This is a genomic window from Planktothrix sp. PCC 11201 (assembly GCF_900009135.1).
In the GTDB taxonomy this organism is placed as follows: Bacteria; Cyanobacteriota; Cyanobacteriia; order Cyanobacteriales; family Microcoleaceae; genus Planktothrix.
On record NZ_LT797697.1, the window covers coordinates 31,329 to 49,075 of the forward strand.

At 42.3% G+C, this 17,747-nt stretch carries 19 protein-coding genes; 7 read left to right on the top strand and 12 right to left on the bottom strand.

The genetic code is table 11. The features are described 5' to 3' along the window. Both PL11201_RS08095 and PL11201_RS08100 read right to left on the bottom strand, forming a co-directional pair. Positions 1-1,599: NB-ARC domain-containing protein (locus PL11201_RS08095; protein WP_079678093.1), on the bottom strand; the 1,599-nt coding region annotated here is incomplete at its 3' end. Between the two features lie 19 nt (positions 1,600-1,618). After that, entirely contained in the window at positions 1,619-2,284 is a 666-nt protein-coding gene (locus tag PL11201_RS08100) for a Uma2 family endonuclease (RefSeq protein WP_079678094.1), read from the bottom strand. A 184-nt stretch (positions 2,285-2,468) separates the two neighbouring features. On the opposite strand from PL11201_RS08100, the gene PL11201_RS08105 reads away from it, so the two are divergent. Continuing rightward, a complete protein-coding gene (locus PL11201_RS08105; RefSeq protein WP_079678095.1) occupies positions 2,469-2,873 on the top strand; it encodes a hypothetical protein in 405 nt (134 codons plus the stop codon). 294 nt (positions 2,874-3,167) lie between these two features. Here PL11201_RS08105 and PL11201_RS08110 read toward each other — a convergent pair whose 3' ends face one another. The 4 genes from PL11201_RS08110 to PL11201_RS08125 all read right to left on the bottom strand — a co-directional run bounded on the left by PL11201_RS08110 (position 3,168) and on the right by PL11201_RS08125 (position 4,553). After that, positions 3,168-3,362 carry a hypothetical protein gene (locus PL11201_RS08110; protein ID WP_079678096.1) on the bottom strand — a complete coding sequence of 65 codons (195 nt, stop codon included), beginning with the start codon at positions 3,360-3,362 and terminating at the stop codon, positions 3,168-3,170. After that, the gene (locus PL11201_RS08115) at positions 3,359-3,703 is read right to left on the bottom strand and encodes a hypothetical protein (RefSeq protein WP_079678097.1); all 345 of its coding nucleotides are present in this window, start codon (positions 3,701-3,703) and stop codon (positions 3,359-3,361) included. Before PL11201_RS08115 ends, PL11201_RS08110 begins: the two co-directional genes overlap by 4 nt. Positions 3,704-3,889: 186 nt before the next feature. Beyond that, positions 3,890-4,294 (bottom strand): helix-turn-helix domain-containing protein, encoded by a 405-nt coding sequence (locus tag PL11201_RS08120; protein ID WP_079678098.1) that lies wholly within the window; start codon positions 4,292-4,294, stop codon positions 3,890-3,892. A gap of 4 nt (positions 4,295-4,298) precedes the next feature. Continuing rightward, complete coding sequence (locus PL11201_RS08125; RefSeq protein WP_234996642.1) at positions 4,299-4,553, bottom strand: type II toxin-antitoxin system HigB family toxin; 255 nt, start codon at positions 4,551-4,553, stop codon at positions 4,299-4,301. Between the two features lie 198 nt (positions 4,554-4,751). Between PL11201_RS08125 and PL11201_RS08130 the strand changes: the two genes are divergently transcribed. The 5 genes from PL11201_RS08130 (at position 4,752) to PL11201_RS08150 (ending at position 7,689) form a co-directional block, all read left to right on the top strand. After that, positions 4,752-5,027 carry a hypothetical protein gene (locus tag PL11201_RS08130; protein ID WP_079678100.1) on the top strand — a complete coding sequence of 92 codons (276 nt, stop codon included), beginning with the start codon at positions 4,752-4,754 and terminating at the stop codon, positions 5,025-5,027. After that, complete coding sequence (locus PL11201_RS08135; protein ID WP_026795834.1) at positions 5,027-5,317, top strand: type II toxin-antitoxin system RelE family toxin; 291 nt, start codon at positions 5,027-5,029, stop codon at positions 5,315-5,317. The genes PL11201_RS08130 and PL11201_RS08135 overlap by 1 nt, the downstream gene beginning before the upstream one ends. 110 nt (positions 5,318-5,427) lie before the next feature. Next, complete coding sequence (gene nblR / locus PL11201_RS08140) at positions 5,428-6,123, top strand: response regulator transcription factor NblR (protein ID WP_079678101.1); 696 nt, start codon at positions 5,428-5,430, stop codon at positions 6,121-6,123. Positions 6,124-6,210: 87 nt separating this feature from the next. Beyond that, positions 6,211-6,804: a DUF192 domain-containing protein gene (locus PL11201_RS08145; protein WP_234996643.1), complete on the top strand. Its 594-nt coding sequence runs from the start codon at positions 6,211-6,213 to the stop codon at positions 6,802-6,804. 669 nt (positions 6,805-7,473) lie between these two features. Then, positions 7,474-7,689 carry a DUF2949 domain-containing protein gene (locus PL11201_RS08150; RefSeq protein ID WP_079678102.1) on the top strand — a complete coding sequence of 72 codons (216 nt, stop codon included), beginning with the start codon at positions 7,474-7,476 and terminating at the stop codon, positions 7,687-7,689. 286 nt (positions 7,690-7,975) lie between these two features. On the opposite strand, the gene PL11201_RS08160 is transcribed toward PL11201_RS08150, so the two are convergent. From PL11201_RS08160 to glnA, 5 genes are all read right to left on the bottom strand, one after another. Next, positions 7,976-9,130: a pyridoxal-phosphate-dependent aminotransferase family protein gene (locus PL11201_RS08160; protein ID WP_079678103.1), complete on the bottom strand. Its 1,155-nt coding sequence runs from the start codon at positions 9,128-9,130 to the stop codon at positions 7,976-7,978. Positions 9,131-9,286: 156 nt separating this feature from the next. Further along, positions 9,287-10,177, bottom strand: coding sequence for an indole-3-glycerol phosphate synthase TrpC (gene trpC, locus PL11201_RS08165; RefSeq protein ID WP_079678104.1), 891 nt, complete (start codon positions 10,175-10,177; stop codon positions 9,287-9,289). Positions 10,178-10,328: 151 nt separating this feature from the next. Beyond that, on the bottom strand, positions 10,329-12,569 hold the full coding sequence (locus tag PL11201_RS08170) for an FdhF/YdeP family oxidoreductase (protein ID WP_079678105.1): 2,241 nt from the start codon (positions 12,567-12,569) through the stop codon (positions 10,329-10,331). A gap of 224 nt (positions 12,570-12,793) precedes the next feature. Beyond that, on the bottom strand, positions 12,794-14,734 hold the full coding sequence (locus PL11201_RS08175) for an alpha-amylase family glycosyl hydrolase (RefSeq protein ID WP_079678106.1): 1,941 nt from the start codon (positions 14,732-14,734) through the stop codon (positions 12,794-12,796). Positions 14,735-15,011: 277 nt separating this feature from the next. Further along, a complete protein-coding gene (gene glnA / locus PL11201_RS08180) occupies positions 15,012-16,433 on the bottom strand; it encodes a type I glutamate--ammonia ligase (RefSeq protein ID WP_026795415.1) in 1,422 nt (473 codons plus the stop codon). A 177-nt stretch (positions 16,434-16,610) separates the two neighbouring features. Between glnA and apcB the strand changes: the two genes are divergently transcribed. Further along, entirely contained in the window at positions 16,611-17,120 is a 510-nt protein-coding gene (apcB, locus tag PL11201_RS08185; RefSeq protein WP_079678107.1) for an allophycocyanin subunit beta, read from the top strand. Between the two features lie 183 nt (positions 17,121-17,303). Here the strand turns inward: apcB and PL11201_RS08190 are convergent, their stop codons facing one another. Next, positions 17,304-17,504: a hypothetical protein gene (locus PL11201_RS08190; protein WP_144017697.1), complete on the bottom strand. Its 201-nt coding sequence runs from the start codon at positions 17,502-17,504 to the stop codon at positions 17,304-17,306. Between the last annotated feature and the right edge of the window lie 243 nt (positions 17,505-17,747).

Sequence of the window (17,747 nt, forward strand, 5' to 3'; positions counted from 1 at the left end):
CGCAACAGTCAACAGTCTAACTGGGATAGTGAGCATTGCTCGGTGGGTGGCAAATATATTGATAAAACCCCCCACCCAGTCAATAACCTCGCACACCTCAGCAATTATCGCCTTTGCTGCGTCTAAATCTTCTGCCTGAGACGCATGATAGTGCGCCCTGATTAGTGGTTTAATATCCTCAATATTTTGCCATTCAGATTTAGGTTTGAGCGGAATATTAATATAATAACTATAAGCTTGACGATGGGCTCTCCTAACATTTTCAGGGTTTTGATTCAACAAGCGATCGCCTTTTTCTTGGACTAGCGGATGCAGTTGATAGGATTCATGTTGGTAATCATAATATAGCAATTGCCGACGCTTGAGAGCCAGGATAATATTTTCTTTGAGTTCATATTTACTCACTTCTGGCATTTGAGTAGCAATTGCAGCAAAAGATAGGGGATATTCTGAAGTTTGATAGACAGAAATTCGGCTCAGACAAGTTTGCTCTATTTCACTAAGACGCGCTATCATTTCATCAATTAACTTTTCGATATCTCGGATTAATAACCAGTCTCTATCCTGTAAAAATTTCCCTACATTTCCTTGAAATTCGTCATCATCCCGAATCAAAGCGGCTACCAATTGCAAGGCTTTGGGATGTCCTTGATAGCGGGCTAATAATTCGGCTAATTCTTCTTCATTCCCTGTTAGATTAAAAGATTTTAATAAGGTAATTGCTGCATCTTGATTGAGTCCATTTAGCTGGATTTCACGGGTAAGAGTTGGCGGTAATTCCGCTAAACTTTCACGACTGGTAAATAGAATTTTGCTTTGATGTTCTGTTTCTAATAGTTGTTTGAATAACCAGGCATATTCGGCACAATTGTCGGAGAAATAACCAGCAGTTTTTGCCTCTCCTACTTTCAAAAGTGTGTCAGCGCGATCGAAAACGAGCAAGCAAGGTTTTTCTCTAAGGATTTTGAGCAGATTTTCAGTTTTTTTGCCACAGTCATTTTCAGCAGTAATGTCGCCGTTGGAGATGGTAAATAGCAGGGAGTCAATTATCCAATCAAAGGGGGGTGCTTTGCCTGTAGCCGATTCTAATGATTGCCAAACGACGGCGGTAAAGCAGGTATTTTCTGTGTGTAATTGGCGAATTAATTGGCTGATCAGGGAGGTTTTTCCGATACCTGGTAAGCCGACAATGGAGATGGCTGTGATATCTGAGTTAATCAGTGTAGCTTTTAAGATGTCGAGTTCTTTTGTTCGATTTACCCAATTTCTCACGGGGGGTAAATTTTCAGGTAAGGGGAAGTTTTTATCAGTTTCAGAGTCTAGGGGGATATCTGCGATCGCGGCGGCTAAAAGTGGTTCTGTTTTCTTGATATCATTGCGATCAATAATGTCTTCCCAGTTATTAACTCCTACTGCTTTACAAATATCAATAAATGTTTCGCGTCGAATTTGCTTGTGTGTCCAAAACCTTTTTAATGTTGCTTTTGAAGTTAGGGCGGCTTGACACCAGAGTTCATCTGTTTTGTTCCAGCCGGGGTTACGTCTGGCTAGATTAATGATTTTTAGCCCTTCTTCAGATGCCCTGAGTAAACCCGCCATTACGCAACCTCTTACTCATTTAATTTGCTGTTGGAATTTGACTTTTCACCCACTCACGAAATAAGCCAATCCAAGCATTTTCTCTAGTAGTTTTCTTGAGTTCCAAAAAGTGCATAATGTCAGTTTGAGAAAGAAAGGGAAAAGTAGGAGAGTTATCGGTTTCTCGGTAGGCTTCTCCTTCTAATTGATAGAATGTTATATTTTTTCCATCATACCGCCAAACTTCCGGTACACCAAAAGCTTTATAAAGTTCTAATTGATTAATAGAGCTACTGGTAATATCAATTTCAATAATTAAATCAGGTGGTGGGTCTTGTTGCAGGTCAATTTGCTCTTTATCCCAGACAGAATGTTCATTTTGAATATAATAACATTGATCGGGTTCAAAACCTCTGTTTAAATCTTGACGTTGGCAAGTTCTCGAACCCAAACTCCTGACTTCAATATTTAATTCTTCAGTCAGAGTTTCTACCAAACGGCCTAATAGTTTCTTGTTACCTTCGTGCGGATCTAAAGGTGTCATAATTTCTAGTAAACCTTGGTCATAAGTCAAGCGAATCCCTGGCTGCTCCACTAAATCTTGTAACAGTAATTGATAGGTTTGCCAACTAATATTTTTCAAAAGAACATGATCCGCAAGGGGACTTTGTTTCTCTTGGGGTGGCTGAATCAGGGTGGCTGTCATCTTGGATACCTGCCCGATAATGTGCGATCGAGCTTAATTATATCATGCTTTGGTGGCAAAAATGAGCCAAATGATCTAAATGAGCCTTATGAGCCTTTTTTGTTGAGCCTTATGAGCCTTATGGTGAGCCGTTGAGCATTTATCACTAAGGTAATATGAAAAAAACGACAAAGTTAAGTTAGACATGAACAGACAGCTTATTTCACTTGCTTTAGCAACTATTTTCATTAATTCTCTTGCTTTTGTACCCAGTGTTTATGCTCAAGATGGACAAGATCCAAAGGATCGTCAATGTAATGATGCACAAACCCTTGGATCGACATCGGGGGGAAGGTATGGGCCACCCTGGAACCAAAGAGAAATAAGAATTGAAATGCGGATGTCACGTCAGTGTCAAGCTAATTGGGTTAAAGCTGATGTTCCAAAGGGTACATTGCTGTATTTACAAGATGAAAATGGCAAAACCTATGTTCAGTACCAAACTCAAGTTAGCGGATGGAACTATGGAGATATGATGAACTACAACATGAAATTCCGCGCCTGCGCTAGACTTCCCGAGGGTAGAGATGTGTGTACAAGTTTCATCTAATAAACTTGGCATTGTTGAATCAGTTACAATAACCTGCCACATCTCTAACTCAAATGGGTGTGGGTTGTTAATTGTGAATTTAGATAGTATTGTCCCTGAAATCTAACACGCGATCGTCCTTGTTCCATCCCTCTCTATCAGGACTTACGCAAATTTAGGGATGTAACCCTAGATGTAGGGGTAATTCATGAATTACCCCTACTATGGATAGCGGTGATGCGTAAGTCCTGTCTATTTGTGGTTAAAAAAGCGCGATCGCGCTCCATAAACTTTTGGCTACTTTTGCTAATAATTTTATAATTCTGCTGTTGAGTTATTGAGCGATCGCCTGACTCGCTTCAATCTTTGTTCGCGAAGTTGTTCTGCAAGCATCGCATTAATTTCTCCTAATTCTAAATTCACTTCTTGAACTTCCATCCGAGAGTGGCGAAGATTAGCAAGCAAGCGTTTAGATGTTTCTGGATCGGGGATATGGGGTTGTTTATTCATTGCAAGTTATATTCCATTTTAACTTCTTCAATACTACGCTCCAACGCCGGAATCCTTGCTTGGGTTCGTGCTATAGCTCGTTCTAGTAATTGTAGCATATCAGGAGAGGCCTGATGTTGAGCTTTGGCAATTTGAAGCTGGATATTAGACAGTTGAGAGTAGGAAGATTCAGCATCTTCGGCGGCACTTTTCATTTCATCTAGTGCCGGAATCGTTACCTCTGTCTCTCCAAATATCTCAAAAATAGTTAATTCCAAGGCTGAAGCTTCATTAACAATGTCTAACGCCTGCTGTTTTAATTGATTGATAGTTTCAGTTGTTCTTGATGGTAAATTAGCCATAATTACACCATTTTATAAGTTATTACAATTAAAATTTAACATAAAATAGTACAATTTTTTGACAAGTATCGCCCTTTCCCCATCCATCTCTATTTGTGGTTAAAAAAGCGCGTAGGCTTTGCCAGCCAAAGGTATCGCCCTTGCTCCATCCATTTTTATCTGCGTAAATTTGCCGTTAAAAAGCTATTAATTAGTAAACAAACTCGGCTCCACATAAAAAAAACTACCCAGAATCAAGGCCTGCTCTTTGCTGATATCTCGCTGGCCATTAACCAATTCATAAACTCCTGCTTCATCGCCAATAATTCCCACCAAATCCGCCGGTTTTAGCGCTCGCTGTTCCATCAAAAATAGTAACAATGAATGAGGGGTAGCTGTAACTCCAGGTGCATAATATTCTTGCTCAAATCTTTCAATTAATACAATCAATAATTCATATAATTCATCTTCTTCTGGAGTGCGATCAGGGCGGTGCATCAACTCTTCCACAATAGCCAAAGCCTTTTCATTTTCCGCTTCAGTTCTAATTATCTTAGGCTGATACTGAGACAATAACTCTTTGTATTTATCTGGATTAAAAGTAAGAGTCATTTTTTCAGTTCTCCTTATCATACTCAGCATAAGTAAGAATGTATTTGATATAAATAAATTGGCGTTCATAGTCAATACTAACTATTAATCTATAGTTGTTACCTTTAATGTTAAAAACTATAAAAATTCCTACCGCTTCAGCTTTAGGAAAAACAGATTGCACTGCAACTAAATTTGACCATTTGGCTTTGGTAGCAATTTTAAACCAGTTATCTAAGACTTCCCGACAATCAGCATGACTTTCGCTATATTCACGCATCCGCCGATAGCTGATTATGTGCATCTGCTATATTTGGCAATTTTAACCCAATTGTATCTTAGCTAAACCAATTTATTTGGTCAAGCGCAAATAGTGATCGCCCTTAAAATTAGAATAGACTAACAATATCTAATGTGTTACAATTAGGTAAAACTCTACCCTAGGGAGTTTTACCTAATTTTATAATAGCTGAAAGATATGTTTTGGATTCTGAAAAACTTAATCAGCACAGATCCACAAGGATGCCTCAGTTTAAACCTCGAACCCAAGTCAACAGAGTATCGCGTTCTGGTCAACGAAGCCGGACAAATTTTATTAGACCCAATAACCAATATACCTGATCGCGAACAGTGGTTGTGGCAAAACCCCCAAGCATTAGCGTCAGTCAAGTGCGGCCTCGCCCAAGCAGCTAAAGGTGAAGTACAGGATTTGGGTGACTTTTCTGAGTATGCTGATTTGGAGATTGAAGATTGATGAATTTTCGGATAGAATTTTCTTCATCAGCTAGAGATAGCTTAATTAATCTTCAAGAACTCGATGCCAAAAAATACAATAAAGTGCTGAAAACACTTGGATTGATGGCAACTAATTTACGCCATCCCAGCTTGAAAACTCATAAATACGACACATTATCAGGCCCTAATCAAGAAGAAATATTTGAGGCTTACGTCGAAAACAAAACCCCAGCAGCATTTCGAGTTTTTTGGTATTATGGCCCGGACAAAGGAGTAATCACAGTTATTGCCATTACGCCTCATCCCTAAAGTGCGATCGCTATCCCTTGACGACAGGATCTACGGGGAGGTGGGGGGACTAGGGGAAGGAGAAGTGTGTTAGAACAGTTTTAAATGTTTTGATCAAAATAAATAAATAAATGAATAAGTTGGGGTTAGAACAGCATCCTTCGATCTTAGTTATTGAGCCAGATGAACTGTTAGCTCAACAGATTAGCCTAGATTTAGAAGAAGCGGGTTATTATCCGATTGTGGTTAATAACGGCACTGCCGGGTTACATCAAGCAAACGAATTACAACCTGCATTAATAGTAATTGATCGACTATTGGGAGGTGAGTCGGGGCTTTCTGTTTGTAGTCATTTACGCGATTTGGGCAGCCGGATACCTTTGTTAGTTTTAATGGCAAAAGATGCCATAGAAGATCGGATTGCCTGTTTAGAGTCAGGGGCAGATGACTATTTTTTAAAACCCTATCGGTCGGAAACTTTTTTAGAACTGGTAAATCTCTATTTGCAACCTGCAACTAGCAGTAACGAACAATTACGGTTTGGGGAATTAGTCTTAGATTTAGCCACCAGAAGGGCGCTACGCAATGGTAGAACTATTGATCTAACGATGAAGGAGTATGAGTTACTCAAATATTTAATGGAACATCCGCGAGAAGTATTAACCCGGGAACAAATTTTAGAGAATGTCTGGGGTTATGATTTTCTGGGAGAATCTAATGTGATCGAGGTTTATATTCGTTATCTGCGGCTCAAAATTGAGGATGAAGGGGAAAAACGCCTGATTCAAACGGTTCGAGGGGTGGGATATGTCCTCAGAGATGGCTGAATTCGGAAGAATAAATAAAAAAATATCAAAATCGTCTAAGATGCTGTACAATTTTTTGTCGCTGAGGATACAAATTTTCTAAGAACGTTGAACCTTGAACTGTTAGTTGGATTGAGGGCAGGTTTGCTCCGGGCTTCTATCCCAAAAGCCTTAGTTTCCACGGGCTTAGGAATGGTCGGTGTATTATGCGTTAGCTGTTCACCCTTGTTGTCATCGGTTTCAACAGCACAATCTTTGAGCCTAGGAACTGCGGTTTCTCAGTCTCCTATAGGAACTCAAGAGCATGGGGGTCAAATGTTACCCATTACGGCAAAGGCTAAAATTGGGGGTGAACTTATTCAGCTTGAAGTAGCTAAAACACCCCAACAGCAAGCATTAGGCTTAATGTATAGAACCGATCTGGCTGATGATCGGGGAATGCTATTTCCCTTTGCTCAACCTCGGGTTGTGGGGTTTTGGATGAAAAACTGCAAAATTCCCCTAGATATGATTTTTCTGCGGGGTGATGTGGTGAAAGCCATTCAGGTTAATGCTCTCCCCTGTGAACAGGAACCCTGTCCTACCTATGGCCCTGATGTTCCGGTGGATCGGGTGATCGAACTCCGGGGTGGACGCTCTCAGGAATTGGGGCTGAAAGTGGGCGATCGCATCCCGATCAACTTTCTGAATTCTCAGCCCTGAGCTTTAAATTCAACAAACTTTACAAAAGTTCATGTAATTTGTTAAAACTTTAATGATAGGGTCTACACAATAACAAATAAATTTGTTAATCTGTTCATTCGGTGAACCGTTCAGCGTACCAGTCGTTAACCCTATACAGTTGATTTATTCTTCTTAGGTGTGAGGAGAGGCAAGCGGGCTAAAAAAATTGATCCACGACAATGATTTGTTGTCAAGGCTGATTTTGAGTCAAGTTCCCGCGTCTTGAACAAGCTAGGGTTAAATAACCGTGAAACTGTGACTCTACATCTTAGAGTTCCGCTACTTCTCTCTGTTGACAAGCAAACTGTTCTGTCGAGCAACGATTAATTTTGATGGCTTCATCTGTTTTAGGGGTTACTTATTCTTTCAGAAAGTGAACCTATGACAGAAAATTGTGTGGCTACCACTCCATTGTGCGGAATGTTCATCGCAGCTAATGTAGATGCGTGAGAAGAAAACTGGGTAAATAGTTTAGTAATACTTAAGTTTTTCTCCAGCCCAATCAATAGCTACGGATCAAGATTCTGAAGTTTCAAACCTCAGACTTGATCGGTATATCAATCTATAAAAAAAGGCGATTAGCCAATTTTATCAAAATTTTTTTTGTTAACCCTTTAATCCTTATTAAATTAGGAGGTGAATGTTAGAATGACACCCAATAACTACTCTCGGTTTATTCACTTTTTGCAGGATGAATTATCCCTATCGGCGGATTCAATTGCCATGGCAGAAAGAGCGAATCATCCCACGGATGCTCAACATAAATATCAAGATCCTAGTCCCGTATCCATGACCCTATGGCAATATGGTTTAGTGACTTTAGAACAGTTAGATAAAATTTTTGACTGGTTAGAAACGGCTTAAAAAATCAATTTTCAAGAACAATATCATCTTGAATACTGCCATAAAAAAGGTGGGAAGCAGGGGAGGCAGGGGAAGCAAGGGGGGCAAGGGAAGCAGGGGAGGCAGGGGAGGCGGGGGAAGCAGGGGAGGCAGGGGAAGCAGGGGAAGCAAGGGAAGCAGGGGAGGCAGGGGAAGCAAGGGGGGCAGGGGAAGCAAGGGGGGCAAGGAATTCACTTGTAATTCTTCTCCCCCTGCTCCTCACCTCCTCATCCCCCCCTGCTCCTCATCCCCCCTAAACAATATTTAATTAAGATTCTGCTAACACCCGCGCCGCCGCAGCCACTCCCGCACCCGGAGTAAATCCTTGATAACCGAGTTCCTGTAATGCGGCTTCTAAGGAAGCGATCGCCGTTAAAATATCGCGATCACTCACAAATCCTAAATGCCCAATACGGAAAATCTTACCCTTGAGATGATCCTGTCCTCCGGCTAAAACAATATCGAATTTCTTCTTCACAATAGCCCGAATATCTTCAGCATCTAAACCATCGGGAGGAACAACGGCCGTAATCGCTGGACTGGCACATTCATCGGCCGCAAATAACGATAATCCCAGGGCTTTTACCGCTTCCCGAGTCACTTTAGTTAACCGTTGATGACGGGCAAAAATATTTTCTAGCCCTTCTTTTTTCATCATTTGTAAGGTGACTTGTAAGGCAAAAAACAAGTTCACCGGAGGAGTAAAGGGATTAGTATTTTTCTTCGCTGATTTGCTATACAATCCCAAATCTAAATAATAGCGCGGGAGGTTAGCGGTTTTGTAGGCTTCCCAAGCCTTATCACTCACCGCCACAAATCCCAAACCCGGGGGAATCATATAACCTTTTTGGGAACCCGAAGCCACCACATCAATCCCCCATTCATCGATGGGAAGATTAAAGGCTCCTAAACTGGTGACCGCATCCGCAATCATTAACGCTCCATGGGCTTTAACATGGTGATTAATCGCTTTTAAATCGTTAATCACCCCGGTAGAGGTTTCGCTGTGGGTGATAATCACAGCCTTGATTTCTTTATTGGTATCCGCTTCTAATTTAACTCGGAAGGCTTCCGGGTCGAGGGGTTGTCCCCATTCGGCGGTGACGGTATCAACTTCTAACCCGTAGGCGGTGGCGACTTCTACCCAACGTTCTCCGAATTTACCATTAGAACCACATAACACCTTTTCCCCCCGACTGAGGAAATTAATAATTCCGGCTTCCATCGCCCCCGTGCCACTCACGGTTAAAATCAGGACATCATTTTGGGTTTGGTGTAACCATTTCAGGTTTTCCGTCACCTCGGCCATGATTTTGAAAAAATCGCCACTGCGGTGTCCGATGGGGTGTTTGGACAGCGCCAGTAAAGCCTGTTCAGGAACCGGAGTGGGCCCTGGAATCATCAACATTAATTTATCGTCCATGGTCTGTTTCTATTAATAAGGGTTTGGTGTTCTGCATCAGTCACAGAAGGAATATTTTTGGCACGGATTTATACGGATTAAGAGGATTCACACGGATTACCTTCTTTTCTGCGTTTCCAATCTTATACCAAGCGAAGGCGCGGTTTTCTGATCATATCACTTAACGGCAATCAGTTGATTTAAGGCAACACCCGGATCGGGTTGCCTGATTAAAGATTCCCCAATTAAAACAGCTTTTGCCCCGGCTTCGGCGACTAAACTGATATCTTCACGGGTATAGAGTCCCGATTCACTCACAACTAAAATATCACGGGATTGCAGTTGGGATTGTCGGCTTTGTAACAATTGGCAAGTGGTTTGAAGATCGACAGAAAAATCCTGTAAATCTCGGTTATTAATCCCAATTAAGTTAACACCATCAAGGGTTAATACCCGATCTAATTCTTCCAGGGTATGGACTTCTATTAGGGCGGTCATACCTAAAACTTTGGCAATTTTTAGGAAATATTGCAGGTCTTGGTCGGAGAGAATTGCCGCAATTAATAAAACTGCATCGGCTCCATAATATCGAGCTAGATAAATTTGATAGGGATAGATAACAAAGTCTTTACATAGTAGGGGTAAATCAACAACAGCCCGAATTTGGGAGAGGTTTTCAAAACTACCTTGAAAGAATTTTTTATCGGTTAAAACCGATAGACAACTGGCACCTCCTTGTTGATAGGATTGAGCGATCGCCACGGGGTCAAAATCTTCTCTAATTACTCCTTTACTGGGGGAGGCTTTTTTAACTTCGGCAATGACCGCAGGTTGGGTTTGACTGGATTTTAATGCCTCAAAAAAGTTACGGGGGGCGGAAATTGTATTGACTTTTTGTTTTAATTGTTCTAGGGGTAAACGTTCCCGCAGGTCGGTGATTTCTTTTTCTTTATACCAAACAATTTCTTCTAAAATATTCTGGGGTTCTGCACCCGGGATAGCAACTTGATAGCGTAAACTTAAGACTTCAACGGCGGGATTAGGCTGACGACGACGAATAGAGACCATAGATATTGAGGAGGTTTACTGTTATTTAACTCGACTTGGTTAAATTAAAGCATAAAATGTGTTATTATTTCATTTGTGTTAATGATTGGGTTACCTGGGTAAATTTTGAGATAAAAAAACAAATGACTATTGATTCCCAGAATCATGATATTTAATAAATAAAAATAGGGACTCTTTTATAAGCTGGGGTTTCCGCTACTGGATCAATTTGTGCCTTGAATAAAATATTGGCTTCAGGATAAAACATAAATGCGCTACCGGATAAAATATTACCTGCAATGATTTCAATAGGGTCTAATTCCCCCGCATCTCCTCGAACTTTGACCCATTGATGGGGTTGAAAACCTGCTTTTTTTATGTCTTCAATATTCATTAAAATACACTGACGGTGGGGCATTCCTCGATATTTGTCCGCCGAATTATAAACAACAGTATTATGTTGTCCGTAACCTCGACCCGTGCTTAAAATTAATACTAAACCTGGAGTATCTTCTTTCACTCCAAAATATTCTTTATGGGGAATTGTTAACTGGGGTAAAGGGGTAACTTTCATTTGAGCTTTACCATTAGCTGTAGCAAAATGAGGTTGGTTAAAAATACGCCCCTCAATGGTAAACTCCGTTTGAGATTGGTCAATTTCAGCGATTTTAGTGTAACCGGGAATAGTTTTAGAAATTAACTCTCGAATATATTGGGTATCTTGTAACCGTTTCCAGTCGATAGGATTTTCTCCGAGTAGGCGATAAGCAATTTCTGTGATTAATTCAACTTCTGAAATTAAATCAGCTTCGGGGGCATTAAGATGGGTTGTACCGGGTTCATTTAAGCGGACAAAATTGTTACCTGATTCAGTCGTTGTGCGGTGAGGATTTTCAAATCGATTAAATACAGGAAGAATAATAGTATTTTCCTGAGCTAAACCGTGAAAATGACCTAAATTGGGTTTTGTGGCGACATAAAATATCGTTTCAATGTTAGATAAAGCCTGTTTTGCTTCGGTTAAATCGGGATTAGCGGCATATAAATTTCCCCCTAAACAAAACAAGGTATCAATTTTTTTCTCCAATGCAGCAGTAATTAAACCTCGGGCAGAATAACCTTTTGTTTCGGTCAGGGGTTGACCTAAAAGTTGTTTTAAAGCCTGTTTTATGGGTTCACTTAATCTAATTGTAACTCCCATGGAGCCAAAACCCTGAACATTAGAATGTCCGCGAATCGGCATTGTCCCCGCTCCTAATTTTCCGGCATTCCCGGTAATTAAAGCGGTATTTGCTATACTTTTAACGTTATCAACTCCGTTGGTATGGTGAGTAATTCCCATCGCCCAAGCAAAGACAACTTTACTTGATTTTCCAATTGTATAGGCGACTTCTTCGATTTCTTCTTGGGATAAACCGCAAGTATCAGTAATCGTTTTCCAAGTCGTATTTTTAGCCTGTTGAATTACCTCTTGCCAACCATCGGTATGATGGTTTAAATATTCAAAATCAATTAAATTTTGTTCGAGCAAAGATTTTTGAATCCCCACAAATACCGCCACATCACTGCCGGGAATCGGTTGTAAATAAAGGGTAGAAATATCCGAGCCGCCTTTGAGTAAGGATTTAATCGGAAAGGCGGGAGATGCAAATTTAACTAATCCGACTTCGATTTGAGGATTAATAATAATAATTTTACCATTTTTATCCCGAATTTTAATTAATTCATTCATTAATCTGGGATGGTTAGCGGGGGCATTTGATCCCACTAAAACCACACAATCGGACTCCTTAAGACTTTCAAGGCTAACCATGGATGTGCCACTACCAAAAACCTCTTTTAAACCTACCGTAGAAGGGGCGTGACATAAATCGGAACAATCGGCTAAGTTATTACTCCCTAATGCCCTGAGCATCAATTGAAGGAGAAAAGCTGCTTCATTTGAGGATCGCCCTGAGCTATAACTGGCGACTTTTTCTGGGCTTTTTTTAAAGGCTTTTTCGGCTATTTTATAAACTTCTTCCCAACTAATTCGTTCATAATAAGAAGTGTTTTTTCTTAAAATAACTGGATAGCTTAACCGACCCAAATTATCGCATTGTTGAGAGTCTAATTGTTGTAATTCTTGAATAGTAAATTTTTGAAAAAAATCCGCTTTAATACCTGCTTGTAACTCGGCGGCGATCGCTTCCACACTTTTCGCACAACGTTGTAAATATTCCCCGGCTTCATTGATAAAACCGCCCTTTTGCCCGCCCGTACCCCAGGCACAGGATAAACAACTACTTTGATGATTCAACTTTTCCCAGATTTTCAACCCTTGAGACGAGATACTTTTTTCCATCCAATATTGCAGTACGGGCAAACCGCCACCCGTAGACGGAGAATTGTGGGAGTCAGTTGGTTGAGTCATCGGTTAGAACCCATGTTTGTGAATATGGTTATTGTGAAGACACAAGATGTTAATGCAGCATTGAATATATAAGTAAGTAAACAAAGTTAATTACACACGCTCGTTGCCCTAAAGCCATTGAAACAAATAGAGAGCAATAAATCAGATGTGCAAATAATTTTGTGTGGGTACTTATAGGTTAAATCTTGGTTGGCGTGATCGCACCACTCCAACTTAACTTTACTTTAGGGATAATTTGTCAGAATCAAAAATTCGGATGCTGGAATTGGTTGGATTTCGACATAAGCAATCCCATCTTGTCCCTGCACTGACACCTTTGAACCCACCGGATGAGGACTCGCATAACCCGGATTTCCTACGACCGCCGTATTTAGAATCACCGTCATCTCACTTCCGAGCGGGTTGAGATTAGCATCTACTACGACTCTCGCGCCTCGATGATCTGTTCCATTACTGTTTAGTACGCAAACCGCTTCTTCATCATCTAAAATCCTTGACCAGCCAATAATTTCTCCACTCCGTCCGTGATCGCCAAAGGGCAAGTTCAAGAGAGGAATCGCGCTCGGTCGCAAATACTGCCGTCCTAACCGCAGCACAGGGAACTTTTTGCGCAGTGCCGCCATTGCAGCAATCCTAAGATATACAGGGTGGTGCGGATCGAAACAATGAGCACCGGCTGTCCCAAACGGCCCAAAGCCAGGTAAGTTTAGATCTAGATCTTTTAGTCCGGCTACTCCAGATTGCCGTGGATGCTCTGGGCCAAACATTGCTTCCCGCAAATAGCGATCGGATTTCTTCCAGTCAGGCAACCACTGCCGTTCAGAGGGTTCTGGCCCCGCCAAGGCCTGCTCAGTTCCTGCGTAAATGCAAGGAATCCCCAAGGTAAACAGTTGCAAGGCAACTCCCGCAATCACCTGATGCTCCGATACTGCTTCACTGGAAAAGCGGATTTTTTCACCAAAGACATGATCGTGATCGTCCAAAACCGAAACATGACGTCGCCCGATATTCCGGTGCGCCCCCATCACGGCATTCCCTGGATCAAATCCGTTAAAGAAAACTCTTGGATCAATCAGCCCTTTAGCAACCTGGTTAAGATTTACCCGCATCTCGCCGATATCGAGGGCAGCGTTGAGATTCTGCCCCACCACATCCAGATAACGGTCTTCGTTGTAGTCTCCGCCTGCTACTTCTGCTACCAAAAAGAAGTCACTCTTACCCAGATTGGCTGCAAATTCCTTAATCGCCCCGCAGAAATTGCGAGCTTGCTCGTAGGTTATATGCTTAAGCGTATCAATCCGAAAGCCATCGCAGTCTGTTAGCGCAATCCAGTATTTATAACACCGGGCTAAGTTATCTAAGAGATGGGGATAGTCTAACTGGAAATCCCGCAGGGTAATGAAGTCCGAACGTCGGAATTCGGCATTAGGATCATCCAGATCCCCCCGCCCTAAATCACCCGTGCCAGCACGAGTATAGCAATCTGGTTCCTGAAGTTCGAGGGGCCAGACTCCTTCGGGAGCCGTTTTAGGTAGCTCCGCAATGGGTTGTCCCTGCTCACCCAGCCACGAGCCAAACTGATACCAACCAGTTGTATAGGGGGGTTTTAATTCCCCCCCAGGAGTACCAGGGGCATAGATCCAGTTAGAGCCTGAATGGTTAAAAATGATATCAAGGATAATGCGTAGCCCCTTTGAATGGGCTTTATTGACCAGACTGACCAGATCCTGGCGAGTCCCAAAGCGAGGATCAACCTCCAGAAAATCTTGAATCCCGTAACCGTGATAGCTATTCAAGTGACTCCGTTGCTGAAAGATTGGCCCTACCCAGATCGTGGTCACGCCTAGTTGGTTCAGATAATCCAGCTTTGACTCTAATCCTTGGAGCGTCCCTCCCTGCCAGCGATATTCTCCCGACTCTGCCCATTTGTCAAATTGCCAAGACTGACCATTGGGCAGATTCGGTCGGGCTTGATTCAGTTGCTGCCGATTAAGTAGAGGGCGTTTGTTCTCTTGACCATCACTAAAGCGATCGGGTAAGAGAAAGTAAAGTACCTCATTTCTCCAATCCGCAGAGGAGGGAAAGTAACTCTCACGTCGGGGTAAAGAAAAGTCTTTTAGACTATCTGGGCGATTGTTATTGAGATTCTGATCGGCAAATGTCATAGAAATTAACTCAAGATTAATGAACAATATTGCCCGGTAAATTTTTTTCCAGGTGCATTGATAGATTTAGTGAGTGTGATTATTGGAAGGATTTTTGCCACCGTCTTACTACAAATTATCCTCATTAATATGTGGTGGCAGAAATGCTCTGAATTTGATTAACTAACAGATAATTAATGATTTTATCAAGTGTATTCAATTATTCCTAATCCCACGCCAACCCATTGGGTCAGCGTGGGGCTTTTCGTTAATTCCGCTCCCACGGATTTAACAAAAATTAACAGTCGTAGTAGAGGGCAAACTCGTAGGGAGTGGGACGTAACCGGGTGGGGTTAACTTCGTTATCGAGTTTGTAGGAAATCCAGTTAGCAATAAAGTCTTCCGTGAACACACCGGGTTCAGTTAAGAAGGCGTGATCCTGTTCCAAAGCTTCCAAGGCTAATTCCAAAGAACCTGGGGTGGAAGGAATCTTGCGCAGTTCTTCAGGACTGAGATCGTAGATATCCACATCCAAGGGTTCACCCGGATCGATTTGGTTTTTAATCCCATCAATCCCCGCACAGAGCATCGCTGCAAAGGCCATATAGGGGTTAGCGGTGGCATCAGGACACCGGAACTCTAAGCGTTTGGCTTTGGGGTTATTTCCCGACAGAGGAATCCGTACAGAAGCCGAACGGTTTCCTTGAGAGTAGGCCAAGTTCACCGGAGCTTCATACCCAGGAACTAAGCGTTTATAGGAGTTGGTGCTGGGGTTGGTCAAGGCCAACAATGCCGGGGCGTGTTTGAGAATCCCGCCGATGTACCACAGCCCCATGTCGCTGAAGCCCGCGTATTTATCGCCGGCAAACAGGGGTTTACCATCTTTCCAAATAGATTGGTGGACGTGCATCCCAGAGCCGTTATCAGCGAAAACGGGTTTAGGCATGAAAGTGACAGTGCGGCCGTATTTTTTAGCGACGTTTTTGATCACATATTTGTAGATCATCAAGTTATCGGCGGATTCAACCAGCGTCCCGAATTTTAAACCGAGTTCGCACTGTCCACCCGTGGCCACTTCATGGTGATGTTTTTCAATGGGAACCCCACATTTTGCCATGGTTAATAGCATTTCGGTACGGATATCTTGGAACGTATCCGTGGGAGCTACGGGGAAATAGCCTTCTTTGTAGCCTGGTTTGTAGCCTAAGTTACCACCGGGTTCTTCCCGTCCCGAATTCCAACGACCTTCAACGGAATCGACATAGTAATAGCCGCAATGTTGGGTTTGGTCGAAGCGAACATCATCAAAAATGAAGAATTCCGCTTCCGGGCCAAAAAATGCCGTATCCCCCATTCCGGTCGAAACTAAATAATCAATGGCTTTTTGGGCAATCACCCGGGGACATCGACTGTAGGGTTCTCCGGTACGGGGTTCTTGAATACTACAAATGATGCTCAGAGTCGGTTCTGCCATGAAGGGATCGATCCAAGCTGTTTTTGGATCTAACACCATGGACATATCAGATTCGTTGATGGCCTTCCAACCGCGAATACTGGAACCATCAAACGGTACGCCGTCTGTAAAGGAGGATTCATCGATTTGGCTGTTATGTACCGTTAGATGCTGCCAGGTTCCTAGCATATCCACGAATTTCAGGTCAATCATTTGAATCTTTTGGTCTTCGATTAACGATAAGACCTCTTGGGCTGTCTCTGGCATGGATGAATATCTCCTCAAAAATCTTCTTGATTATCTCTGACAGGTTTGGCAGTTTGACTGACAAAGCATCTGGCTGATCATAGTAAGTCAGATTGATTAAGTTTTGTATTGAGTGTTACAATACAACACGTCGCGACTTCAGAATAATTGAAAGATATTATAAGGGAGATAGACTTCATGCAAGATGCCGTTACCAGCTTAATAAAAAATTACGACAGAACGGGTCGCTATTTGGATCGGGATGCCATCGATCAACTCAAGTCCTATTTTGCGACTGGGACAGCCCGAGTTCAAGCAGCCGGAGTGATCAACAGCAATGCTGCTGATTTGGTTAAGCAAGCTGCTTCGTCTTTGTTCAACGAGGTTCCTGAGTTGATTCGTCCTGGGGGAAATGCCTACACTACCCGTCGCTATGCAGCCTGCTTACGCGATATGGGCTACTACCTGCGTTATGCGACCTATGCTCTGGTGGCCGGGAATACGGATGTTTTGGATGAACGGGTACTTCAAGGTTTACGGGAAACTTATAATTCTTTGAGCGTTCCCGTTGGCCCTACTGTTTTCGGGATCGGGATTCTGAAAACTTTGGTCACCCAACAGGTTGCTGCTGCCGGGTTGCCCACGGGAGATTATTTAGAACAACCTTTTGATCATTTAATTCGGGAATTGGGTGAACAGGATATTTAATTCTGGACTCGATTTTTTTGGGAAAACACCCCTTGGGTTCATCGGGGTTGCGCTCAGTTAAGTTGATCAATAATAGGGCGATCGCTAACAACTAGGAAGCATCGCCTTAATTTGCTTTAATTCAGGGTTTTGGGTTAAAAATTTAGCATATAACTCCCTAGGGTCTGGTATTTTAAATAGCCCTTAAAATTCTTCAAATCGACCCCAAACTACGCAGGTTTCCAGATTGTATTTCGTCGGGTTCTTCTCAATATTTTGGGTGGTAGTCATTTCTACTTTGCCGTTGGGATGGATAATATGAATAAATTCTCCACTTAAAACGGCTAGGGGGGAAACGGATCTATTTTCTGGTTCAGGAAGCGGAAAGGGATTGAGGGTGTTCATAATTTGCTCCTGTTGAATTTGACACAATCTTAACATTAATTAACTCATAAAATTAATTTTAAATTAGTGATATTTCTAATAGGAAATATAGATTAATCTCAAGAAATAAAGTGATGAGGATCACAGCGTAAAATCAGTTATCAGTCATCAGTCATCAGTTTATTGCCCATTCCCTACCTCCCCTGCTCCCCCTGCCTCCCCTGCTCCCCTCCTCCCCCCGCTCCCCACTTTCCGTGAAACAAC